This is a genomic window from Aromatoleum buckelii, from assembly GCF_012910785.2.
Taxonomy (GTDB): domain Bacteria; phylum Pseudomonadota; class Gammaproteobacteria; order Burkholderiales; family Rhodocyclaceae; genus Aromatoleum; species Aromatoleum buckelii.
On record NZ_WTVH02000009.1, the window covers coordinates 121,694 to 143,640 of the forward strand.

Annotated in this window: 20 protein-coding genes and 1 tRNA gene; 13 read left to right on the forward strand and 8 right to left on the reverse strand. The window is 64.5% G+C overall.

Features of this window, described 5'->3' with window-relative positions; all coding sequences use genetic code 11:
• Positions 1-38: 38 nt before the first annotated feature.
• From GO608_RS06675 to GO608_RS06685, 3 genes are all read right to left on the reverse strand, one after another.
• Positions 39-1,274, reverse strand: coding sequence for a type II secretion system F family protein (locus GO608_RS06675; protein WP_169199038.1), 1,236 nt, complete (start codon positions 1,272-1,274; stop codon positions 39-41).
• A 16-nt stretch (positions 1,275-1,290) separates the two neighbouring features.
• The gene (pilB, locus tag GO608_RS06680) at positions 1,291-3,006 is read right to left on the reverse strand and encodes a type IV-A pilus assembly ATPase PilB (protein WP_169199037.1); all 1,716 of its coding nucleotides are present in this window, start codon (positions 3,004-3,006) and stop codon (positions 1,291-1,293) included.
• Positions 3,007-3,104: 98 nt separating this feature from the next.
• Complete coding sequence (locus GO608_RS06685; RefSeq protein ID WP_169199036.1) at positions 3,105-3,929, reverse strand: cytochrome C assembly family protein; 825 nt, start codon at positions 3,927-3,929, stop codon at positions 3,105-3,107.
• Between the two features lie 42 nt (positions 3,930-3,971).
• Between GO608_RS06685 and ffh the strand changes: the two genes are divergently transcribed.
• From ffh to GO608_RS06745, 12 genes are all read left to right on the forward strand, one after another.
• Positions 3,972-5,330, forward strand: a complete 1,359-nt coding sequence (gene ffh, locus GO608_RS06690; RefSeq protein ID WP_169199035.1) for a signal recognition particle protein — start codon at positions 3,972-3,974, stop codon at positions 5,328-5,330.
• A gap of 16 nt (positions 5,331-5,346) precedes the next feature.
• The gene (locus tag GO608_RS06695; protein WP_169199034.1) at positions 5,347-6,111 is read left to right on the forward strand and encodes an EI24 domain-containing protein; all 765 of its coding nucleotides are present in this window, start codon (positions 5,347-5,349) and stop codon (positions 6,109-6,111) included.
• Positions 6,112-6,121: 10 nt separating this feature from the next.
• A complete protein-coding gene (locus GO608_RS06700; RefSeq protein WP_169199033.1) occupies positions 6,122-6,871 on the forward strand; it encodes a competence/damage-inducible protein A in 750 nt (249 codons plus the stop codon).
• Positions 6,868-7,647 carry a M48 family metallopeptidase gene (locus GO608_RS06705; RefSeq protein ID WP_169199032.1) on the forward strand — a complete coding sequence of 260 codons (780 nt, stop codon included), beginning with the start codon at positions 6,868-6,870 and terminating at the stop codon, positions 7,645-7,647. The genes GO608_RS06700 and GO608_RS06705 overlap by 4 nt, the downstream gene beginning before the upstream one ends.
• A gap of 9 nt (positions 7,648-7,656) precedes the next feature.
• Complete coding sequence (gene gloA, locus GO608_RS06710) at positions 7,657-8,040, forward strand: lactoylglutathione lyase (RefSeq protein WP_169199031.1); 384 nt, start codon at positions 7,657-7,659, stop codon at positions 8,038-8,040.
• 227 nt (positions 8,041-8,267) lie between these two features.
• Entirely contained in the window at positions 8,268-9,455 is a 1,188-nt protein-coding gene (cfa, locus tag GO608_RS06715) for a cyclopropane fatty acyl phospholipid synthase (protein ID WP_169199030.1), read from the forward strand.
• 293 nt (positions 9,456-9,748) lie between these two features.
• Positions 9,749-11,164 carry a tyrosine-type recombinase/integrase gene (locus GO608_RS06720; protein WP_169199029.1) on the forward strand — a complete coding sequence of 472 codons (1,416 nt, stop codon included), beginning with the start codon at positions 9,749-9,751 and terminating at the stop codon, positions 11,162-11,164.
• A gap of 101 nt (positions 11,165-11,265) precedes the next feature.
• Positions 11,266-11,952, forward strand: a complete 687-nt coding sequence (locus GO608_RS06725; RefSeq protein WP_169199028.1) for a hypothetical protein — start codon at positions 11,266-11,268, stop codon at positions 11,950-11,952.
• 142 nt (positions 11,953-12,094) lie between these two features.
• Complete coding sequence (locus GO608_RS06730) at positions 12,095-12,277, forward strand: DNA-binding protein (protein WP_169199027.1); 183 nt, start codon at positions 12,095-12,097, stop codon at positions 12,275-12,277.
• Positions 12,277-12,711, forward strand: coding sequence for a hypothetical protein (locus GO608_RS06735; protein ID WP_049780127.1), 435 nt, complete (start codon positions 12,277-12,279; stop codon positions 12,709-12,711). Before GO608_RS06730 ends, GO608_RS06735 begins: the two co-directional genes overlap by 1 nt.
• A 9-nt stretch (positions 12,712-12,720) precedes the next feature.
• On the forward strand, positions 12,721-14,814 hold the full coding sequence (locus GO608_RS06740; protein WP_169199026.1) for an AAA family ATPase: 2,094 nt from the start codon (positions 12,721-12,723) through the stop codon (positions 14,812-14,814).
• A gap of 633 nt (positions 14,815-15,447) precedes the next feature.
• Entirely contained in the window at positions 15,448-15,666 is a 219-nt protein-coding gene (locus tag GO608_RS06745) for a hypothetical protein (protein ID WP_169199025.1), read from the forward strand.
• 306 nt (positions 15,667-15,972) lie between these two features.
• On the opposite strand, the gene GO608_RS06750 is transcribed toward GO608_RS06745, so the two are convergent.
• From GO608_RS06750 to rpsU, 5 genes are all read right to left on the reverse strand, one after another.
• Positions 15,973-16,048, reverse strand: a tRNA-Ile gene (locus GO608_RS06750).
• Between the two features lie 49 nt (positions 16,049-16,097).
• Positions 16,098-18,089: an RNA polymerase sigma factor RpoD gene (rpoD, locus tag GO608_RS06755; RefSeq protein WP_169199024.1), complete on the reverse strand. Its 1,992-nt coding sequence runs from the start codon at positions 18,087-18,089 to the stop codon at positions 16,098-16,100.
• 49 nt (positions 18,090-18,138) lie between these two features.
• Entirely contained in the window at positions 18,139-19,968 is a 1,830-nt protein-coding gene (dnaG, locus tag GO608_RS06760; RefSeq protein WP_169199023.1) for a DNA primase, read from the reverse strand.
• 37 nt (positions 19,969-20,005) lie between these two features.
• Complete coding sequence (locus tag GO608_RS06765) at positions 20,006-20,452, reverse strand: GatB/YqeY domain-containing protein (protein ID WP_169199022.1); 447 nt, start codon at positions 20,450-20,452, stop codon at positions 20,006-20,008.
• 94 nt (positions 20,453-20,546) lie between these two features.
• Entirely contained in the window at positions 20,547-20,759 is a 213-nt protein-coding gene (gene rpsU / locus GO608_RS06770) for a 30S ribosomal protein S21 (protein WP_011238288.1), read from the reverse strand.
• A 146-nt stretch (positions 20,760-20,905) separates the two neighbouring features.
• Here rpsU and tsaD point away from each other — a divergent pair, with 146 nt between their 5' ends.
• A complete protein-coding gene (tsaD, locus tag GO608_RS06775; protein ID WP_169199021.1) occupies positions 20,906-21,934 on the forward strand; it encodes a tRNA (adenosine(37)-N6)-threonylcarbamoyltransferase complex transferase subunit TsaD in 1,029 nt (342 codons plus the stop codon).
• Positions 21,935-21,947 lie beyond the last annotated feature (13 nt).

The window sequence follows — 21,947 nt, forward strand, 5'->3', positions numbered from 1 at the left end:
GCGCTGCTCAAGCGCCGCTCCGGGCAGGACGGAAAATTTCAGACGACCTGGCCGAGCTTGAAGATCGGCAGGTACATCGCGACGACGAGACCACCGATGACCACGCCGAGAAACACCATGATGATCGGCTCGAGCAGCGTGGACAGTCCGGCGACGGCGTCATCGACTTCCTGTTCGAAGAAGTCCGCGACCTTGCCCAGCATCGAGTCGAGCTGCCCGGACTCCTCGCCGATCGACACCATCTGCACGACCATGCTCGGGAACACCGTCGCATTCTGCATCGCGACCGTGAGGCTGGTGCCGGTGCTGACCTCGGTCTGGATCTGGCGCGTCGCCGTGACGTAGACGTGATTGCCGGACGCGCCGCCAACCGAGTCGAGCGCTTCGACGAGCGGCACGCCGGCGGCGAACATCGTCGCGAGCGTGCGCGTCCAGCGCGCGATCGTCGCCTTGCGGATGATGTCGCCGACGACCGGCAGCTGCAGCACCGCGCGGTCGACGGCGATCTGCATCGCGTCCGAGCGTTTGTACATCGCGCCAATGCCGACCACCGTCGCCGCGATGATGCCGAAAAGGATGTACCAGTACGCGACGAACGCGTCCGATATGGCGATGACCATCAGCGTCGGCGCGGGCAGGTCGGCGCCGAAGCTGGTGAACACGTTCTTGAACTCGGGCACGACGAACAGCATGATCACGGTGACGACGACCGCTGCGACGACGACGACCGCGATCGGGTAGAACATCGCCGACTTGATCTTGCCCTTGATCGCTAGAACCTTTTCCTTGTAGGTCGCGATGCGGTCCAGCAGGCCGTCGAGAATCCCCGCCTGCTCGCCGGCGGCGACGAGATTGCAGAACAGCTTGTCGAAATAGAGCGGATGCTTGGCGAATGCCTGGGACAGGCTCGAGCCGGTCTCGACGTCGGTGCGCACCTCGTTGAGCAATCGGGCGAGGCTCGGATTGCCGGAACCCTTGATGCCGATGTCGAAGGCCTGGAGCAGCGGCACGCCGGATTTCATCATCGTCGCGAGCTGGCGGGTGAAGAGCGCGATGTCCTTGTCGGTGATCTTGTGACCGCGCGACATCTTCTGCTTTCTGACCTTGCTCACCAGCACGCCCTGGCGGCGCAGTGTCGCCTGCACGAGCGACGGCCCACCCGCGCGCATCTCCCCGCGCACGAGCTTGCCGTTCTTGTCCTTGCCTTCCCAGCTGTAGAGCGTTTCCCTGGATCGCGCTGGGACTGCGCGTGCGGCTCGCGTTGTCGTCGCCATGAGGCTTGTGTGTTCCCTAATCGTTGGTTGAAGCGAGGACTTCTTCGAGCGACGTGACGCCCTGCCTGACCTTCAGCAGTCCGGACTGGCGCAGATCCTTGACGCCTTCGCGCTTGGCCTGGGCCGCGATGTCCATCGAGTTGCCATTGGTCATGATGATGTGCGCGATCTCGTCGGTGATCGGCATGACCTGGTAGATCCCGAGCCGCCCCTTGTAGCCGCTGCCCTTGCAGCGCTCGCACCCCACCGGGCCGTACGGCTGCCAGCTGCCGTCGAGCTCGTCGGCGGGAAAGCCCGCTTGCAGCAGCGCTTCGATCGGGATGTCGACCGGCTGCTTGCACGTGCACAGGCGCCGCGCCAACCGTTGTGCCGTGATCAGGATCACCGACGAGGCGATGTTGAAGGGCGCCACGCCCATGTTCTTCAGGCGCTCGAGCGTCGTCGGCGCATCGTTGGTGTGCAGCGTCGACAGCACCAGGTGGCCGGTCTGCGCGGCCTTGATCGAAATCTCGGCGGTTTCGAGGTCGCGGATTTCGCCGACCATGATGATGTCCGGATCCTGGCGCAGAAACGCCCGCAGCGAGGCGGCGAAAGTCAGTCCGGCCTTGTCGTTGACGTTGACCTGGTTGATTCCGGGCAAATTGATTTCGGCCGGGTCTTCGGCCGTGGAGATATTCACGCCGGCCTTGTTGAGCAGGTTCAGGCAGGTATAGAGCGACACGGTCTTGCCCGAACCGGTCGGCCCGGTCACGAGAATCATGCCGTAAGGCCGCTCGATCGCGTCGAGCAGGATCTTCCTCTGTTCCGGTTCGTAGCCCAGCGCATCGACGCCGAGCATCGCCGACGAGGCATCGAGAATCCGCATCACGATCTTTTCGCCATGCAGCGTCGGCAGCGACGAGACGCGAAAGTCGATCGACTTGTTCTTCGACAGCACCAGCTTCATCCGCCCGTCCTGGGGAACGCGCTTTTCCGAGATGTCGAGGCGCGAGATGACCTTGATCCGGGCGGCGATCTTCTCCTTCAGGATCAGCGGCGGCTGGGCGATTTCGCGCAGCACCCCATCGGTGCGCACGCGGATGCGGTAATACTTCTCGTACGGCTCGAAGTGGATGTCCGACGCGCCTTCGTTGATCGCGTCGATCAGCACTTTCTGGATGAACTTGACGACCGGTGCGTCATCGACTTCCTGCGTGTCCTCGCTCGACGCTTCACCGGGGCCTTCCTGCTGCTGCAGGAGATCCATGTCGAACTCTTCGCCGGTGAGTTCCCTCAGCGTCTGTTCGGCCGTTTCGGCGAGGGACTCGACCAGGCGCGCGAGCCGGTCCGCTTCGACGACGACGAGGTCCACCTGCAGACCGGTCTGGAAACGGATCTCGTCGAGCGCGCGCATGTTCGACGGATCGGCGACGGCGACTGTCAGCCGGTTCTGCCGCTTGCTGAGCGCGACGACCTGATGCTTGCTCATCAGCTTGCGATCGATCGCGTCGCGCGCGATGCTCGTGCTGTCGACTGCCGAGATGTCGAGCAGCGGGTAGCCGAACGTCTCGGCGGCGAACCAGGCAATCGCGCGGTTCGGCATCAGCTTGCGATGGGCAAGTTCGAGGATGAATCCGTTCGGCACGCTGGCAGCGCCTGCGGTGCACGACATCGCGTCGGCTTCGGACAACCGACCGTGCTGGATCATCGCTCGGGCAAGGCCGCTCAGCGCGGCCTGGGGATTCGCTGCCATCTACCGCTCTTAACTGACGGACGCCCGATGTTGCATGCCGGTCAGCTTCTTGTAAAGATTTGCAACGTAAAGCGACCGGTGGTGAGGCGACAGCGAGTTCAATTTGCGCGACCGAGGACAACCTCGAGGACGAAGCGGCTGCCGACATAGGCCAGCACCAGCATGAAGAAGCCCGCCAGCGTCCAGCGCAGCGCGACGCGGCCGCGCCAACCGCGCACCCAGCGCCCGACGAGCAGCGCGCCGAACAGCAGCCACGAGATGATCGCGAAAACGGTCTTGTGGTCGAGCCGGAAAGGCTGGCCGAACAGCGCTTCGGAGAACACCACTCCCGAACTGACCGTCAGCGTCAGAAGGATGAAGGCGATGCCGATCAGGCGGAACAGCAGCGTTTCCATCGTCAACAGCGGCGGGAGGTTGGAGAGCGTGCGCGTCAGCCGGCCGCTGTGCAGCTGCCGCTCCGCGACTGCCATCAGCGTCGCATGCAGCGCCGCGAGCGTGAACAGGCTGTAGGCGAGCATCGAGATTATGAAGTGCGCCCGAAACATCGCCGACCCGGCGTTGGCAAGAATGTGCTCGCCGGGGAAAAGCAGCGCCAGCAGGCTGCCGGCCAGCCCCGCTCCAATGACCATTGCATGGAGTCCGTGAAGGCGGGCATAAAATGTTTCGACCCAGTAGAAGCAGATCGCGAGCCACACGACCAGCGATACGGCCAATCCGAATCCGAAATGCATCGCCTCGCCGGGGAACAGCGCCCCGCGCAGCGCCAGGCCGTGGGCCGCCAGCGCGCCCAGCAGAATCACGCGCTCCGCCCTTGACATGCCTTCACGGGGGTTTGCCGGCGGCATCTGCTGGCGGCGCCACAGCCAGATGCCGAGGATCGCGTACAGCGAGGCGGCCAGTAGATGAAGTAGAATCGTCTGCATAGATTTTTATAGTTTACCCCATGGGCGAGGGCCCCAGCCAACATGCTCGACAATCTCACTCAGCGTCTGTCCAAGGTCGTCAAGACCCTGCGCGGGCAAGCCCGGCTCACCGAGGACAACATCCAGGAAGCGATGCGCGAAGTCCGTCTCGCGCTGCTCGAAGCGGACGTCGCGCTGCCGGTGGTCAAGGACTTCGTCGCCCGCGTCCGCGAAAAGGCGGTCGGCCAGGAAGTCGTCGGTTCGCTCACCCCGGGCCAGGCGCTGGTCGGCGTCGTTCATGACGAACTCAAGACCTTGATGGGCGGCGCCCATGTCGGGCTGAACCTCGCGACGCAGCCGCCGGCAGTGGTCCTGATGGCCGGCCTACAGGGCGCGGGCAAGACGACAACCACCGGCAAGCTCGGCAAGCTGCTGCACGAGCGGATGAAGAAAAAAGTGCTGGCGGTTTCGGCTGACGTGTATCGCCCGGCGGCGATCGAGCAGTTGAAGGCGGTGTCGGCGCAGGCGGGAATCGACTTCTTCCCGTCGACGCCGGACCAGAAACCGGTCGATATCGCGCTCGCGGCGATCGATCACGCGCGCCGCCATTATTACGACGTGGTGCTGCTCGACACCGCCGGCCGCTTGGCGATCGACGCGGCGATGATGGACGAGATCAAGGCGCTGCACGCTGCCGCCAAGCCGATCGAGACGCTGTTCGTCGTCGATGCGATGCTCGGCCAGGACGCGGTGAATACCGCCCGCGCGTTCAACGAGGCTTTGCCGCTGACCGGCGTCGTGCTGACGAAGCTCGACGGCGACGCGCGTGGCGGCGCCGCACTATCGGTGCGGCACGTCACCGGGAAACCGCTGAAATTCGCCGGCGTCGGCGAGAAACTCAGCGGGCTCGAGGAGTTCCATCCCGAGCGGATGGCGAGCCGCATTCTCGGCATGGGCGACATCCTCGGTCTCGTCGAGGATGCGCGTCGCGGCGTCGACGAGGACAAGGCGCGCGCTTTCGCCCAGAAGCTGAAAACCGGCAAGGGCTTCGATCTCAACGACTTCAAGGAGCAGATCGCGCAGATGCGCAAGATGGGCGGTCTGTCGTCGATGATGGAAAAGCTGCCCGCGCAGTTTGCCCAGGCCGCCGGCAAGCTGCAGGGCGGGGGCGAGGAAAAGGCGATCGGTCGCATCGAAGGCATCATCAACTCGATGACCGCGGCCGAGCGCGCGAAGCCGGAAATCCTCAAGGCGAGCCGCAAGCGGCGCATTGCCGCGGGCGCCGGCGTCACCGTCCAGGAAGTCAACCGCCTGCTGAACCAGTTCGAGCAGACGCAGAAGATGATGAAGCAATTCTCCAAGGGCGGCATGCAGAAGATGATGCGAGGCATGAAAGGCATGCTGCCGGGCATGATGCGGTGAGCCCGCGGGTCGCGCGATGAGCGAAATCCTGATTGCCTTCGGCCGCGCGTTGCGCAGCCTTACCCGCCGCGGCGTGCTGGTGCACCTGCTGTGGCCCAGCCTCGTCGCGCTGCTGCTGTGGATCGGAGCCGCGGTCTTCCTGTGGACGCCGGCCGTCGAAGGGATCATGGCGTGGATCGACAGCTGGGCGTTCGCGCGTGATTGGCTGACCGGTTCCGAAATCGGTGCTGCGACCGTGCTGACCCTGGTGAAGATCGCGCTGGTGCTCGCGTTGCTGCCGCTGGTCTATGTGACCGCCGCGCTGCTGGTGGCGGTGTTTGCGTTGCCGATGATCCTCGAGCGCGTGGCGGCACGGGATTACGCCGATCTCGAGCGGCGAAAGGGCGGCTCGAACCTGGGCAGCGCATGGAATGCACTCGTCGCCGGCTTGCTGTTCCTGCTCGGCTTGCTTGTTTCGTTGCCGTTCTGGCTGATTCCCGGCGTCGGCATCGTGGTTTCGCTGGTGCTGACCGCGTGGCTCAACCAGCGCGCGTTCGGTTACGACGCGCTGATGCTGCACGCCGACCGCGAGGAACTGGCGCGATTGCCGCGGGTGCTGCGCCCGCCGATGCTGCTGCTCGGCGGCGGCTGCGCGCTGCTGGCGTATGTGCCGCTGGTGAACCTGCTGGCCCCGGCGTTCTGCGGCCTGGCTTTCGTGCATTTCATGCTCGAATCCTTGCGTCGCGAACGCATCGCCCGCGGCGTCACGGTGCTCGACGCGCTGCCCGGCGCTCCGTCATAGCGAGTCCGCGATGGTTTTCGGCGCAGTCATTATCGGGGACGAGATCCTGTCCGGGCGACGGGCCGACAAGCATCTGCCCAAGCTCATCGAACTGCTCGGCGTTCGCGGGCTCAAGCTCGGCTGGGCGCGATATGTCGGCGACGACGCCCCGCGCCTCGTCGACACGCTGCGCCAGACTTTCGCAAGCGGCGACATCGTGTTCAGCTTCGGCGGCATCGGCGCGACGCCGGACGACCGCACGCGGCAGTCGGCCGCCGCGGCGCTGGGTGTGGAGCTGGCGCTGCATCCGCAAGCCGAGGCGCTGATACGCGAGCGGTTCGGCAACGAGATCAACGCGCACCGGCTGCAGATGGGCACGTTCCCGGTGGGGGCCGAAATCGTCCCGAATGCCTATAACCGCATCCCCGGGTTTTCGATCCGGAATCATTTTTTCGTGCCCGGCTTTCCCGTCATGGCGTGGCCGATGGTCGAGTGGGTGCTCGATACGCAGTTTCACGCGCTGCACCACGCAGACGACTACGTCGAGGAAGCCATCACCGTATGGGACGCCCATGAGGGCCAGCTCATCGACCTGATGGAAACCGTCACGGCCCGCTATCCGGAAGCGACGCTGTTCAGCCTGCCGACGGTCGCTGTCCCGGGCGAGCGACGTTCGATCGAACTCGGCATGAAAGGTGCTGCCGCATGCGTCGCCGCCGCGATGGCGCAAATCCGCCTGGAAGTGGCGGCGCGCGGCTACGAGTGGCAGGACAAGCGTTGAAAACACCATCGGCGCGCCCTCCAGCCGCGACCGAGGAACGGCGCGTAATCCAGCTCGCGGGGCAGGACGTGCCTTATGTGCTGCGCCGCTCGGTGCGCCGCACCTTCGCACTTCAGATCGATCATCGCGGCGTCAAAGTGGCGGTGCCCCAGCCGGCGCGTGAGGCGGATGTCGAACGGTTCATCGCGGGGCACCAGGACTGGCTGCTCGGCAAGCTGGCGGCCCGTCAGGCACACTCGGCGCCACCGCCGCCGTTCGAGCCGGTCGACGGCGCCTGCCTGCCGGTTCTGGGCGAAAGCTGTCGCCTACGCCTCCGAGGACTCGGGCGCTCGTCGCACTGGCGACGAAGTCCCGATGGCACGGAAGAACTCGTCCTTGGAAAGACGCTCGATTCGCGCGGCGCGATCACGCGCGCGTTGCGCCAACGGGCGTTGCCGTGGTTTGCCGAGCGTGTGGCCGCCTACTGTTTTCGTCTCGGGTGCAGCACGCCGCCCGTCCGGCTGTCCTCGGCCAAAACGCGTTGGGGCAGTTGCAGCTCGGTCAGCGGCATTCGCCTGCACTGGCGGCTGATCCATCTGCCTCCCGAACTCATCGACTACGTCGTCGCCCACGAGGTCGCGCATCTGGTCGAAATGAATCACTCGCCGCGATTCTGGGCCGTGGTCGGGCAGCTTTATCCCGACTGGAAAACGGCTCGCACCCGGCTGCGGGCGGCCGGGCGAACGCTGCCCGTCGTCGAGCCCGGAAGCGGCGACGAAACCCTGAACGAAGATTGAGGACTGCCGATGCGAATCCTTCACACAATGCTACGAGTGGGCGATCTGGACCGTTCGATCGCTTTCTATACCGAAGTTCTCGGCATGCGCCTGCTACGGCGCCAGGACTATCCGGAAGGAAAATTCACGCTCGCGTTCGTCGGTTATGGGGATGAGGCCGACAACGCGGTGATTGAGCTCACGCACAACTGGGACGTGTCGGCCTATGAGCTCGGCAACGGCTTCGGCCACATCGCGCTGGCTGTCCCGGATGCCCGGCGGGCCTGCGACGACATTCGTGCGCGCGGCGGAAAAGTCGTGCGCGAGGCCGGCCCGATGAAGCATGGCAATACGGTGATCGCCTTCGTCGAGGATCCGGACGGCTACAAGATCGAACTGATCCAGCGCGGCTAACCGTGTGCCGCAGCCGCTGCGGCAAACTGTTGCCACCGTTTCCTTGTCGAGCGCTCCGCCGTAGCTCGCCCCTGTTCAGCCGCCCACCCGTAGCAGTGGTCAGCCACGCGAACCGGTCGTCCTGCCAAGGCGGCCGCCGCGCGGGCGGAACTCTTCCACTATCCGGGGGTGTCCACGCTTGCAGCATGCGTGACCGGTAACGGAGTGCAAGTGACAGGAAGCTTCCCATGTCCGACCCGACATCGAGCGAGCGCCGCGAACATAATGTCAGCGAGGAATCCCGCCTCCACCAGATGCTGGTGGAGCTGCTGGAGAAAGCCGACGTGCGCATCGGCGGTGAGCGTCCCTGGGACATTCGCGTATTCGACGCAAAGGTTCCCGAGCGGGTTTTTTCTATGGGCAACGTCGGTCTCGGCGAGGCCTACATGGATGGCCACTGGGAAGCGGACCAGCTCGACGAGTTCTTCAGCCATATCCTGCGTGCCCACCTGGACCGCAAAGTGCAACCGCTGCGCCTGGCATTCCATGCGTTGCGCCCACGCCTGCTCAACCGACAAAGTCTGAAGCGGGCCTGGCGAGTGGGCGAGGCCCATTACGATCTCGGCAACGATTTTTACGCCGCGATGCTCGATCCGCGCATGACCTACAGTTGCGCTTACTGGGAGGGCGCGAGCGACCTCGCGCAGGCCCAGGAAGCCAAGCTCGACCTCATTTGCCGCAAGCTCGGCCTCGAGCCCGGCATGCGGCTGCTCGACATCGGGTGCGGCTGGGGCAGCCTGATGGGGTATGCCGCGGAGCGTTACGGCGTCGATTGCGTGGGGATCACCGTATCGAAGGAGCAGGCCGCGTGGGCGCAGCAGCGCTACGCCGGCTTGCCGCTGGAGTTTCGCCTGCAGGACTACCGATCGGTCGACGAGCGTTTCGACCGCATCGCCAGCGTCGGCATGTTCGAGCATGTCGGACGCAAGAACTACCGTACTTTCATGGAAGTCGCGCGACGCTGTCTCGCTGACGACGGATTGTTCCTGCTCCACACGATCGGCAAGAACCAGCGCGACGTGGTGTCCGACGCGTGGGTCGACAAATACATTTTCCCCAACGGCGAGCTTCCGTCGGTCGGCCAGATCGGCGACGCCGTCGACGATCTCTTCGTCGTCGAGGACCTGCACAACTTTGGCGCCGACTATGACAGAACGCTCATGACCTGGTATGGCAACTTCGAAGCCGCGTGGCCACGCTTCACGGACCGGCTCGGCGAGCGCTTCCGCCGCATGTGGCGCTACTACCTGCTGTCCTGCGCCGGCGCCTTCCGTGCCCGCGACATACAGCTGTGGCAGTGGGTATTTTCGCCGGATGGCATCCCTGGAGGATACCGGCGCCCCGGCAGCAATACGGGGCCAGGAGGCGGCGCGTGAACGCTGGAAAATGCGCCGCGCGGATCGGCAACGGCCGAAAGCACAGCGCCAACCCCGAAGGATTGGCGCAAGTGCTTGATTCGCATGGTGGGCCCAGCAGGACTCGAACCTGCAACCAAAGGATTATGAGTTCCGGAAAAACCGCTTTTACTGGGCATAGACGGTAAGCGACAGAAAAGACAAAAACCGCGCCAGCAAAGGGAATCAGGCCGATATTGCCGACTTGTGCAATAGACGGGAATAGACGAAAATCACATTCATTCGTCCCCCAGTCGTCCCCAGAGGATGCCGCCATGCCCCGCCAACGTCTGACCAATCCGCGCATCGAAGCCTTCAAGCCGAAGGCCGAAAGCATCCTGTGGGATGAAGACATGCCCCGCCTTGGCGTGCGTGCCCGTCCGTCTGGCGCAAAGTGGTCAAAGTCCTTCCTGTTCAAAGGGACGCTCGACTACCAGAACATCCGCGTAACCATCGGCAGCACGGACGCATGGACCATTGAGGCCGCCCGCGACGAGGCCCGCAAGTTCCAAAGGTGGATTGACGAGGGACGCGACCCCCGCGACGTGCTGCGGGAGCTGGAAGAGGCCCGCGCCGCCAAAGAGGCCGCCACCAATGCCGCGCAAGAGGCCGCCAAGCGGGAAGCCGAGCGGAACGAAGCGCCCGCGATGGATGGATGGCGCGCCTACCTTGACGCCCGCCGGCCGAAGTGGGGCGAGCTAACCATCCGCGACCATGAGCGCGTGAGCAAGGAGGGGGGCGAACCGATAACGCGCGGCCGGAAAACGACCGAGGACGGCATGACGCAGCCGGGAGCGCTGCGCCCGTTGCTGCTGCTTCCGCTGGCGCAAATCGATGCTGGCCGCGTGCGCGCATGGCTGACCGACGAGGCCGCCAAGCGCCCGACGCATGCCGCGCTGGCCTTCCGCCTGTTGCGTGGCTTCCTGAACTGGTGCGCCGACCGCCCCGAGTACGGCGACCAAGTGCAGCCGAACGCCTGCGCATCCAAGGCAGTGCGGGAGGAATTGCCGAAGAGAGCCGCCAAGGACGATTGCCTACAGCGCGAACAGTTGCCGCTATGGTTCGAGCATGTCCGAGCCCTGCACAACCCGATGCACGCCGCCTATCTGCAAGCGTTGCTGCTGACCGGAGCGCGACGGGAAGAACTGACCGGCCTGCGGTGGGAGGACGTCGACTTTCAGTGGAAGAGCCTGAGCATCCGCGACAAGGTGGAGGGCGTGCGCACCATCCCGCTAACGCCCTATGTCGCCGGCCTGCTGCGCGACCTGAAAGCCCGCAATGACACGCCGCCGCCGGAGTACCGCATCCTGCACGGCAAGCGCATCAAGAACGACCTCGACGCATGGGAGCCTTCGCCCTGGGTGTTCGCCAGCCCTACAGCCGCGTCTGGAAGGCTTCAGGAGCCGCGCATCGGGCACAACAAGGCTTTGACCGCCGCCGGCCTGCCGGACCTGACGTTGCACGGACTGCGCCGTTCCTTCGGCACCTTGGCGGAATGGGTGGAAGTCCCGGCCGGCATCGTCGCGCAAATCATGGGGCATAAGCCATCCGCGATTGCAGAGAAGCATTACCGCCGGCGGCCGCTCGACCTGCTGCGCCAGTGGCACACGAAGATTGAAGGCTGGATTCTGGCCGAGGCCGGCATCGTGCAACCGACAGAAGAGCAGGCCGGCTTGCGCGTAGTGGCCTAACCGAGCAATGCCGCGCCTACCTCGACGGAGGGAAAACCGGGACACCATCGCCCGGCCGGTGCGGCACCTTTTCCGATGGTGCGCGAGATGGAGCGCGAACGATGACCGATTACGCCAATTTCCGAAGTGCCCTAAACGCAATCGTTAAAACCCTTGCCCCCCACCATGCGTCTGACGGACGGCGAGCAATGGCGGGAAAGCTTGCCGAGGCAGCAACCGGCAAGACTATCGAGAACCTAGCCTTCCGGTATCGTGACATAGGGCGCCTGTTTTTCCCCCACGACGAAGCCGCCGCTATCGAGCTTGGCGAGCGAATCAGCGCAGCACGGCGAGCCGGGGAAATAGCCTCAATCATCCCATTTGGGGACAATGGCTTGCTACCAACCGACTTGCTGACTTGGGCAAACTGCCCGCCAGTCCGCGCAAGCAATCCCCTTTCGCACTGGCTCCCAATCACTGAACACGATGCACCGGGCAACGATGCCCCGCTGGCGGTGAAAGAAACTGCCCCCGCGCCGCCTGCGGCAGAGGACGCGCAAGAGCCGAGCGGAGCGCCCGACCCGTGGATAGTGCGCGCCCGTGAACATGCCGACAATATCTGGCTGCGCGAGTTGGGGAACAACAAGCGACCGGCGAAGGAAAGCATTGCGCCAGAGATTGCCGGCCGGCTTTGGCGCGATGACAAGATGGTGACTCGCAGACGAGCGCGCATCACGGCTGATTACATCGTGAGCCATGCTTTGAACCCGAAGCGGAACGGAGGATGGGAGCCGCCCGTTCCCGAGTAACCGGAAAACCCGGAAAACGAAGCCCGGAAAAACTTTTCCGGTTGCAAGTGATTGAAAAGAGGCGAATTATTCGGAGTTCGTCTTTTGTTTTTTCCGGCTGAGATTTTCTCTCGTCACATCACATAGACGAGGGCATACAGCCATGCAGCAGACGATTCAAACCGCGACACTCGCCAAAGCGACTGACCGCAAACCCGCATCCATCCGCACCGCCGTCTGGCGCAACGGACACTTCTGCGGCATCAAGCCCTTCAAGCTGCCGAACGGTCGCCTTCTGTGGCCGGCTGACGCAGTAGCCCGCCTGACCGCTGGCGAGGTGGCGTAATGAAAAAGCGCCCGACCCCCATTGAAGGAAAGCCGAGCGCCCCTGACAAGCGCCATTTTAACCCGACTGCCTCGCTTTTCCCCGAGATTGAGCCCCCCGTAACAGCCGCGCGCTGGCCCGCCGACGGCACCCGCGCCGCCGCCGCCCTGCAAGCCCTGATTGCAGGCCCGCAGAACCAGTGCGACTACGGCCCCGGCTGGCGACTGGCCGCCTACGTGCAGAGCCTCGAATACGACGGATGGGGCATCCGCTCGCGCCTCTTCAAGCATCCGCGCTGCGCCCGCCCGATTGCCGAATACACCCTCGACCGGCAGCACCCCGGAACCGCCGCCGCTCTGAAGGCCCGCCGCCATGCCGGTTTCCTCTCGCCCGATTTGGCCGTCGTCCTGCTGTTGCTGGCAGTCGGTGGCGCGATGCTGGCCGGCTGGCTGTAAGGGGCTCGCATGAATCTGGTATTCGCCCCGACCCTGCCCGACGCCTTCGAGCGTGCCGGCCTGCCGTTCCCCGAGCGCGAGCCCGAGCCCGGCCGCCTGTGCCGATTCCCGACCAATGGCCGCAAGGACGATGCCGCCGGCTGGCTGCGCGTATTCCCCGACGCAGAGGGCGCGGTATTCGGAAGCTGGCGCGACGGCACCGCTTGGACTTGGCAGCGCGCGAAGGACGGTCCCGCCCCCGATGCGGCCGAACTGGCCCGCATCCGCGCCAATGCCGAGCGCATCCGCAAGGAAGCCGAAGCCGAGCGCGAGGAAGGCTATCGACAAGCCGCCAGCAAGGCCGCTGCAACGGTTCAGGCGGCCGAGCAGGCGCAAGGGCACCCCTACTTATCCACGAAGGGAATTGGCCCGCATATCGCCCGTGAGCGGAACGGCTCGCTCGTCATTCCGGTGTTCGACAACGACGGCAACGTTCAGAGCGTGCAGAGCGTGAGCCCGACCGGGGAGAAGCGGTTCATGCCCGGCGGAAAGATGCAGGGCGGCCGCTGCTGGCTTGGCGAACCGACCGACGCCGGCCCGCTGGTGCTGTGCGAGGGCTACGCGACTGGTGCGAGCATCCGCGAGGCGACCGGCTGGCCCGTATGCGTGACCTTCACCGCCGGAAACCTTCGCCCGGTGGCCTGCGACGTGCGCGAGCGATTCCCACGCGCCAAGCTGGTGATTGCCGGCGATGACGACCGCAAGACCGAGAGCAACCCCGGCCGCGCGAAAGCCCTTGAGGCCGCGAAGCTGGTCAATGCCATCACGGTATTCCCGAGCTTCGACGGTCCCGAGGGAACCGACTTCAACGACATGGCGCAGCAGGCCGGCCGCGAGGCTGTAGCCCGGCTGATTCGTGACACCGTGGAGCCGCGCCGCTTCAAGCTGGCAGAGCGCACCGCTGCGCGCCTGTTCAAAGGCGAGCCGCCCCCGGTCAATTGGCTGGTGACGGGCATTTTCCCGCTTGGCGTGACATGCCTACTGGCGAGCCCGCCGAACGTCGGAAAATCGTTCCTCGCGCTTGAGCTGGCCGCGAAAGTCGCCGGCCGCCGGGACGGGGAATGCCCGCCGGTAGCCTTCGGCGCACTCGTGGCCGCGCATGGCCGCGCCGTGTATGTCTCTGCCGAGGATGACGAGCCCGAGATTCACCGCCGCCTGCATGCCCTGTGCGGTAGCGCCATGCCCGACCGGCTGCATGTCCTGAGCCTGCCGGACGTGGGGCACTTCGGCATCATCGAGCCCGACCCGGTGACGAAGGAGTTCCGCGCGACCCGCGAATGGTCCGAGCTTGCCGACGAAATCCGCGCGCTGCCGGACGTGCGGCTCGTGATTCTCGACACGCTGCAAGCCCTGACGAGTGGCGACACGAACACGAGCCAGGCCACGCAACCCCTGATGAACGAAGCAACCGCGCTCGCCCGCGCGACTGGTGCATGCGTCATGCTGATTCATCACGTCGCCAAGGGCTCGACGAAGGAAATCCGCAGTGCCTTGGATGCGATGGAAGCCATCCGGGGAAGCGGAGCCATTGCCGGCAGCGCGCGAGCCGCCTACGTGCTGTGGCCGCCGGCCGATGGAGGCCGCAACGTGTGCGAGGTGCTAGGCAACGAGTTCAAGGAAGGCCGCGTTGCCTTCGGGCTCGTGGCGAAAGCCTACGGGGATGCACGGCGCGACCGCTCCGTGTTCGTCCGCAACGAGCGCGGCATCCTGACCGACCGCACGCAGGCATACAACGCCCTGTCCGGGGGCGACACCGACGCCATGCGCAATGACCTGTTGCGCGCCATCCGCGAGGCATGGCAGCGCGGGGAAGCCTTCGCCGCGAGCCAAGGCAGCAACGGCCTGCATAGCCGCCGCTTCGAGCTGCCCGAGAGCTTCCACGAGAAGCCCCGCCAATGGTTCGAGGAACAGGCCGGCAAGCTGTTGTCCGAAGGCAACATCAAGCGCCTGAGCTACCGGGGAGGGGCGCGACTCGTGCCGGCTGATGCGGAAACCGCCATGCCGACCCCGCCGGAAGGGGCAACGCCAGAGGCCGAAAACGTCGCGCCAGAGGTGACGGAATGACGTCCGGCGAACTGTGCCGAACTGTGCAGGAATCCGAACTGTTCGGAACAGTACCAAGCCCTGCACAGTTTGGAAGCGAAGCACACTCCCAGCATTGGCGCGGGTTTCAGGCCCGTTTTTATGACAATGGAACTGTGCCGGAATCGAACTGTGCGGAAGCCCTGCACAGTTTGCAAGTAATTGATTTAAAAGGGAAAAATGAACTGTGCAACTGTGCCCCCCTAAAGGGGGAAGAGAAAGCCGCACAGTTCGGCTTTTCTCTCCCCTTCGAGGTGCCGGGGGAAGTCGGAAAACGCTTCACCCCTGGCGATGAACTTCTTCAGCAAACCGCCCCGGCCGGCCTGCCGGGAATCCGGGGGCAGGGGAGGGGCGGGGTAGAAGTCTGGACCCCCTCAAGGCGGGAAACCGCTCGGTTCCGCACGCGCGGAAAAAATCCCCCTCCTGAGCGGAATTCAAATCAGCAAACGGGGGGCGGCTCAGAAGTCCGACGCTTCGACCCCGGTAACCGCCCGGTTCCCGCTCCCGCGCAAACGCTAACCAAAAAAGGACAGGGGGCGGGTCGAAAGTCTGGCGCTTCGAGCCCGGTAACCGCCCGGTAAGTGCCGAGCAAACGCTAACCCGGAAAAACCAGTCGTGCGCGACATCCGCTCGCGCGCGCAGGAGAACAACATTATGCAGAACCTTCCACGAAGCATCAAAACCGCTCTGAATCGCCGCAGTCACGCCGAAGGGCTCGCATATGCCGAAGTCGTCAAAAGCCGCTTGCTGGCCGATTTGGAGCGTTTGAAGGCCCAAGGCGCGAAGCCAGCGGAACTTGTCGCCTATCTGACGCGAAGCACGCCCGCCAAGTAGCCGAAGCGAGCCGTTCAGGGGCTTGCCGGGCATCGGTAAGGCTCCCCCTTGCCGGCCTCTGCATCGCCCGGAAAACCGCTCCATTTCGCGGTCGTGCGCAATGATGGAACCGGCCGGTAACGGGCTCTGAACGCGTGGAGTTTGAAGCTGCCCCCACCCCCGACCCGGCCACGCGCCGGGTTTTCCGTTTGTCTGCTGCGCCCTGTCTCGCTCTAGCGATTTTTTCTATTCGTCCCCCAGTCGTCCCCCGTCCCCCGGAAAGCAAAACGCCAACCCCGAAGAATTGGCGCAAGTGCTTGATTCGCATGGTGGGCCCAGCAGGACTCGAACCTGCAACCAAAGGATTATGAGTCCTCTGCTCTAACCATTGAGCTATGGGCCCGGGAAAAGGGGTTGCCGGTCGCGGGGACGGGCGAGGGAGGAGAGGAAGATCAGGCGTCGCTGTCGAGGAAGCTGCGCAGCCGTTCGGAACGGCTCGGGTGGCGGAGCTTGCGCAGCGCCTTGGCTTCGATCTGGCGGATGCGTTCGCGGGTGACGTCGAACTGCTTGCCGACTTCCTCGAGGGTGTGGTCGGTGTTCATTTCGATGCCGAAACGCATGCGCAGCACTTTCGCTTCGCGCGCGGTCAGCGAGTCGAGGACTTCACCGGTGGCGTCGCGCAGACTGGAGTACATCGCGGCGTCCGCCGGCGCGAGAGTCGCCTGATCCTCGATGAAGTCGCCCAGATGCGAATCGTCGTCGTCGCCGATCGGCGTTTCCATCGAGATCGGTTCCTTGGAGATCTTCATGATCTTGCGGATCTTCTCCTCGGGCATCTCCATTTTCTCGGCGAGCGTCGCCGGATCGGGTTCCTGGCCGGTTTCCTGCAGGATCTGGCGGCTGATCCGGTTCATCTTGTTGATCGTCTCGATCATGTGCACCGGGATGCGGATGGTGCGCGCCTGATCGGCGATCGAGCGCGTGATGGCTTGGCGGATCCACCAGGTCGCGTAGGTCGAGAATTTGTAGCCGCGGCGGTATTCGAACTTGTCCACCGCCTTCATCAGGCCGATGTTGCCTTCCTGGATCAGATCGAGGAATTGCAGGCCGCGGTTGGTGTATTTCTTGGCGATCGAAATGACGAGGCGCAGGTTCGCCTCCGTCATTTCGCGCTTCGCGCGGCGCATCTTCGCTTCGCCGGTGGACATCTGGCGGTTGATGTCCTTGAGTTCCTTCAGCGGGATGCCGATGTGCGTCTGCAGGTCGATCAGTTTCTGCTGTTCCTCGAGCACCGCAGGGTGTACCCGCATCAGGCCTTCGGCGTAGTTCTTGCCGGCGCCGATTTCGTCCTTCAGCCAGTCGAGATCGATTTCGCGGCCGGGAAACACCTTGATGAAGTGCTGGCGTGGCATGCCGGCGCGGTCGACACACAGTTGCAGGATGTGGCGCTCATGGCCGCGGACCTGTTCGACCATGTGGCGCACCGAGTCGCACAGGCGTTCGATCGCTTTCGCGGTGAAGCGGATGTTCAGCAGTTCGCCGGAAATCTGTTGCTGCAGATCGAGGTACGTGCGGTCCTGCGAGCCCCCTGCGGCCAAGACCGCCATCTTCCGCTCGTGCAATTCGCGAATGGTGGCGAAACGCACCAGCGCGTCGTTCTTCAATTGCAGCAACGTCGCGGCGTTCGCCGCAGCTTCCTTGTCTTCGTCGCTTTCCTCGTCGTCGTCCCCGACGTCTTCGCTCTCGACTTCGTCCTCCGCGGCGCTTTCGTCTTCAGCTGCCTCGACTGCCGGCGCCTCGACGGCTTGGGCCGCGTTCGGATCGATCAGCCCGTCGATCAGCTCGTCGATGCGCATTTCGTCGCGAGCGACTTTGTCGGTGATCTCGAGCATTTCGGCGATCGTCGTCGGGCACGCGGAAATGGCCTGGACCATGTGACGCAGACCGTCCTCGATCCGCTTCGCGATCTCGATTTCGCCTTCGCGGGTGAGCAGTTCGACCGTGCCCATTTCGCGCATGTACATGCGCACGGGGTCGGTCGTGCGGCCGAACTCGGAGTCGACCGACGACAATGCCTGTTCGGCCTCTTCTTCGGCAACGTCTTCGTCGACGCTGCTCGGCACCGCGTCGGACATCAGCAGGTCTTCGGCAGCCGGAGCCTCGTCGAAGACGCGAATGCCCATGTTGTTGAACGTCGCGATGATGCCTTCGATCTGCTCGGCGTCGGCGACATCGTCCGGAAGGTGGTCGCTGATCTCGGCGTAGGTGAGATAGCCGCGCTCCTTGCCGAGCGTGATCAGGGTCTTGAGGCGGGTGCGGCGAACCTCGGCGTCGAGAGGCGCCACTTGCGGGCCTTCAGCTACCAACACCCCTTTGTCTTTGGCTCTGGAAGCTCGTCCCTTCGGGCTGTCCTTGCGCGAATCCTTGGTTTTTTCGCGGGCCATGGTACTCCTTGGTTCGGGCTGGAAATGAATTGGGTAACCTGCAATGTTACTAAAAATCTTGGACTTTGCCGAGATTGACGAGGTTCATTTTTTCGATTAGCAGCGCTGCAAGCCGGTGCCGCTCGATCGGCGACAGGCCGGATTCACGCTCCCGCGCGGTCAGGCCGTCAATTTCACGGGCGAGCGCGTCGGCGTGCAGTTTGCGCAGTGTGTCTTCGAAAAGTATCTCGACGATCGCATCGTCGAACTCCGCTTCGACAAGTTCGCCTGCTGCCTTCGCCAGCGTTTTCCCGTGTGGGGTTTCGCGGAAGCGTTCGACCAGTGGGCCGAGCCCGACGTTCGCGGCGAGATCTCCGGTGTTTGTCGCGTCGATGATTGCGACCAGCGCTTCGCCCTCGGCGTTCATTGTCGGAACGAGGTCGACCGGCAGTCGCGCCGCCAAGGCGGGGTGCTGGAGCACGAGCCGCAAGAGCGTGCCCACGGTCGAAGGCGGTTTGCGCCGGGGACGCATTCCCGGGGCCAATCGGCGCGGGGGGGTGGTGGTAGGGTGATGGTGGGGACCCGCGTCGGCGTGCTCGACGGGCCATTCGCGGCCCTCTGCGGAGAGCCCATACGCCCGCTCGATTTCGCTCTGGCTGAACTGGCTCGCCTCGGCGATCGACTTCACGATCTGCAGCCGCAGCATCGGCGCGGTGATCCGGGTGACCAAAGGTTTCGCTTCATGAACGAGTCGTGCACGCCCTTCTGCGGTATCGAGCGCGCAGTCCGTCTGCAGTTCGCGCAGCAGGAAGTTTGTCAGCGTTGTTGCAGCGTCAGCGGCCTGGCGGAACGCCTCGGCGCCATGAGCGCGCACGAACGAATCCGGGTCGTGTTGCTCGGGCAGGAACAGGAAGGCGAGGGTGACGTCGTCGCGCAGGGCTTCGAGCGACGATTCGAGCGCCCGTCGAGCGGCCTTGCGCCCCGCCGCGTCGCCGTCGAAGCAGAACACGACGCGTCGGGACTGTCGCAGCAGCACATTGATGTGGTGCGTCGTTGTCGCAGTGCCGAGTGTCGCGACCGAATTGCCGATACCGTGCTGGGCGAGCGCCACGACGTCCATGTAGCCTTCGACGACGATCGCATGGCCCGCATCGCGGATCGATTTCTGCGCCTGGAGCAGCCCGTACAGTTCGCGGCCTTTCTCGAACAGCGGGGTTTCCGGCGAGTTAAGGTACTTCGGTTCGCCGCTGTCCAGAACGCGTCCGCCGAACGCAATGACACGCCCGCGCCGGTCCTGGATCGGAAACATGATGCGGTTGCGGAAGCGGTCGTAGCGTCGTCCGGCTTCATTCTCGATCACGAGTCCGGCTTCGAGCAGTGCCTTCGCATCGTAATCCGGGAAGCTGTTGCGCAAGCCCTGCCAGTCGTCGGGTGCATAGCCGATGCCGAAGCGCGCAGCGATTTCACCGCTGACGCCGCGTCTTTTGAGGTAGTCGATCGCCGCGGACGCCTGCCTGAGCTGGTCGCGGTAGTGTCGCGCCGCGACGGTCATCGCCTCGATCAGCGCTGCCTGCGCGGGGTTCGTGTCGTTACGGGGATTCGGGCCGCGTTCCTGCGGGACCTGCAGGCCTGCCTGGGCGGCGAGTTCCTTGACTGCCTCGACGAACGGCAGCCCGCTGTATTCCATCAGGAATCCGACGGCACTGCCGTGGGCGCCACAGCCGAAGCAGTGGTAGAACTGCTTGGTCGGACTGACCGAGAACGAGGGCGACTTCTCGCCGTGGAACGGGCAGCAGGCGAAGTAGTTGGCGCCGCCTTTTTTCAGCGGCAGGTGACGCTCGATGACGTCGACGATGTCGATCCGGGCGAGCAGATCCTGAATGAACGACTGCGGAATCATGACCGGGGGCCTGCCCGCCCGCTGGGGTGGCAGGCAATCAGTTCGTCAGCCTCGCGCGCACCCGGCGCGACGCTTCAGTCATGTCGCCACGGCCCGCCAGGCGTGGCTTCAGCAGCGCCATCACGCGTCCCATGTCAGCAGGACCCGTGGCGCCGGATTCGCCGACAGCAGCGGCAATCGCCTCGTCGAGTTCGGCATCGGACAGCGGCTCGGGAAGATAGGCTGACAGCACCTCGATCTCGAAGCGCTCGCCGGCAGCCAGTTCGGGTCGATTTGCGGCTTCGTACTGGCTGGCTGCGTCGCGCCGTTGCTTGACCAGTTTTTCGACGGTGGCGGTGATCGCCGCATCGTCGAGTTCGACGCGCTCGTCGATCTCGCGCTGCTTTACTGCAGCGAGCAGCAGGCGGACCGCGGACAGGCGCGCGCTATCCTTCGCGCGCAGTGCCGCCTTCATGTCGTCCTGGATGCGTTCCTTGAGAGACATGATGTACTCCAGCTCGAAAATACAAAAGCCACGCCGGGCACGAATCCTATGACTCGCGCCCGGCGTGGTGCCGGCCGGCTGAACCGGTAACGGATCAGTACAGCTTCGGCGGCAGGGTCTGGCTGCGCAGGCGCTTGTGGTTGCGCTTGACCGCGGCGGCCGACTTGCGCTTGCGTTCCGCGGTAGGCTTTTCGTAGAACTCGCGGGCGCGAAGCTCAGTCAGCAAACCGGTTTTTTCGATGGTGCGCTTGAAGCGGCGAATGGCGACTTCAAACGGCTCGTTTTCCTTGACGCGAATACCCGGCATTGCGAACGTCCTTGTGTGTCTTGTAGGCGGAAAAACGCGAATTATAACGACTGGCAGGCGCCAAGCCAAGCATAAACTTCGGCGGTGCTCCACGGATGGGCCGTTAGAATAGGCGCCTTCGAACGTGCCGTCGAAATGGTGGGGTGATGAAAGTACTGGGAATCGAGACTTCGTGCGACGAAACGGGCGTGGCGATCTTCGACACTACGGCCGGTTTGCTCGGGCATTGCGTCCACACGCAGATCGCGCTGCATGCCGCATACGGCGGCGTGGTCCCGGAACTGGCGTCGCGCGATCACATCCGCCGCCTGCCGCTGCTGGTGAAGCAGGCGCTGGATGCGGCTGGCTGCGAGCTGTCGCAACTCGATGCAATCGCCTACACGGCGGGACCGGGACTTGCCGGTGCGCTGCTCGTCGGCGCGAGCTTCGCCGAGTCGCTGGGACTGGCGCTCGCTGTACCGGTCTTGCCCATTCACCATCTCGAGGGGCACCTGCTATCCCCCTTGCTCGCGGCCGACGCGCCGGCGTTTCCGTTTGTCGCGTTGCTCGTGTCCGGCGGCCATACGCAGTTGATGAGGGTGACGGGAGTGGGGGAATATGCGCTGCTCGGAGAGTCGGTGGACGATGCGGCCGGAGAGGCATTCGACAAGACGGCGAAGCTCCTCGGGCTCGGCTATCCCGGCGGGCCGCAACTGGCCGCTTTGGCAGAGCGTGGACAAACGGGACGTTTCCGCCTGCCGCGTCCTATGCTGCGGTCGGGCGATCTCGATTTCAGCTTCAGCGGGCTCAAGACGGCCGTCCTCAACGTCGTGTCGGCCCCGACGTGGCGGGCCGAGGATGTGGCCGACCTGGCGACGGATTTCCAGGCGGCAGTGGTCGAGGTGCTGTGTGCGAAGGCGCTGCGTGCGCTCGAGCAGACCGGGTTGGTCCGCCTCGTTGTGGCGGGCGGGGTGGGAGCCAACCGCCACCTGCGCGAGCGACTCGATGCCTCGACGCGGCGCAAGGGCTGGCGGGTGTATTATCCGGAACCCGAACTGTGCACGGATAACGGCGCGATGATCGCGTTCGCCGGCGCGCTGCGCGCCGCTGCCGGACAGCGCGGCGGCGAAACTCCGGCAGTGCGAGTGTTTCCGCGCTGGCCGCTGGCCGAACTGCATTCACCCGTCCAGCCGTAAGCAAAAGGCGCCT

Bases quoted from the DNA above. Each gene is read 5' to 3' on its own strand.
- GO608_RS06675 (WP_169199038.1), bottom strand. From the start codon at position 1,274: ATGGCGACGACAACGCGAGCCGCACGCGCAGTCCCAGCGCGATCCAGG.
- pilB (WP_169199037.1), bottom strand. From the start codon at position 3,006: ATGGCAGCGAATCCCCAGGCCGCGCTGAGCGGCCTTGCCCGAGCGATG.
- GO608_RS06685 (WP_169199036.1), bottom strand. From the start codon at position 3,929: ATGCAGACGATTCTACTTCATCTACTGGCCGCCTCGCTGTACGCGATC.
- ffh (WP_169199035.1), top strand. From the start codon at position 3,972: ATGCTCGACAATCTCACTCAGCGTCTGTCCAAGGTCGTCAAGACCCTG.
- GO608_RS06695 (WP_169199034.1), top strand. From the start codon at position 5,347: ATGAGCGAAATCCTGATTGCCTTCGGCCGCGCGTTGCGCAGCCTTACC.
- GO608_RS06700 (WP_169199033.1), top strand. From the start codon at position 6,122: ATGGTTTTCGGCGCAGTCATTATCGGGGACGAGATCCTGTCCGGGCGA.
- gloA (WP_169199031.1), top strand. From the start codon at position 7,657: ATGCGAATCCTTCACACAATGCTACGAGTGGGCGATCTGGACCGTTCG.
- cfa (WP_169199030.1), top strand. From the start codon at position 8,268: ATGTCCGACCCGACATCGAGCGAGCGCCGCGAACATAATGTCAGCGAG.
- GO608_RS06720 (WP_169199029.1), top strand. From the start codon at position 9,749: ATGCCCCGCCAACGTCTGACCAATCCGCGCATCGAAGCCTTCAAGCCG.
- GO608_RS06725 (WP_169199028.1), top strand. From the start codon at position 11,266: ATGACCGATTACGCCAATTTCCGAAGTGCCCTAAACGCAATCGTTAAA.
- GO608_RS06730 (WP_169199027.1), top strand. From the start codon at position 12,095: ATGCAGCAGACGATTCAAACCGCGACACTCGCCAAAGCGACTGACCGC.
- GO608_RS06735 (WP_049780127.1), top strand. From the start codon at position 12,277: ATGAAAAAGCGCCCGACCCCCATTGAAGGAAAGCCGAGCGCCCCTGAC.
- GO608_RS06740 (WP_169199026.1), top strand. From the start codon at position 12,721: ATGAATCTGGTATTCGCCCCGACCCTGCCCGACGCCTTCGAGCGTGCC.
- rpoD (WP_169199024.1), bottom strand. From the start codon at position 18,089: ATGGCCCGCGAAAAAACCAAGGATTCGCGCAAGGACAGCCCGAAGGGA.
- dnaG (WP_169199023.1), bottom strand. From the start codon at position 19,968: ATGATTCCGCAGTCGTTCATTCAGGATCTGCTCGCCCGGATCGACATC.
- GO608_RS06765 (WP_169199022.1), bottom strand. From the start codon at position 20,452: ATGTCTCTCAAGGAACGCATCCAGGACGACATGAAGGCGGCACTGCGC.
- rpsU (WP_011238288.1), bottom strand. From the start codon at position 20,759: ATGCCGGGTATTCGCGTCAAGGAAAACGAGCCGTTTGAAGTCGCCATT.
- tsaD (WP_169199021.1), top strand. From the start codon at position 20,906: ATGAAAGTACTGGGAATCGAGACTTCGTGCGACGAAACGGGCGTGGCG.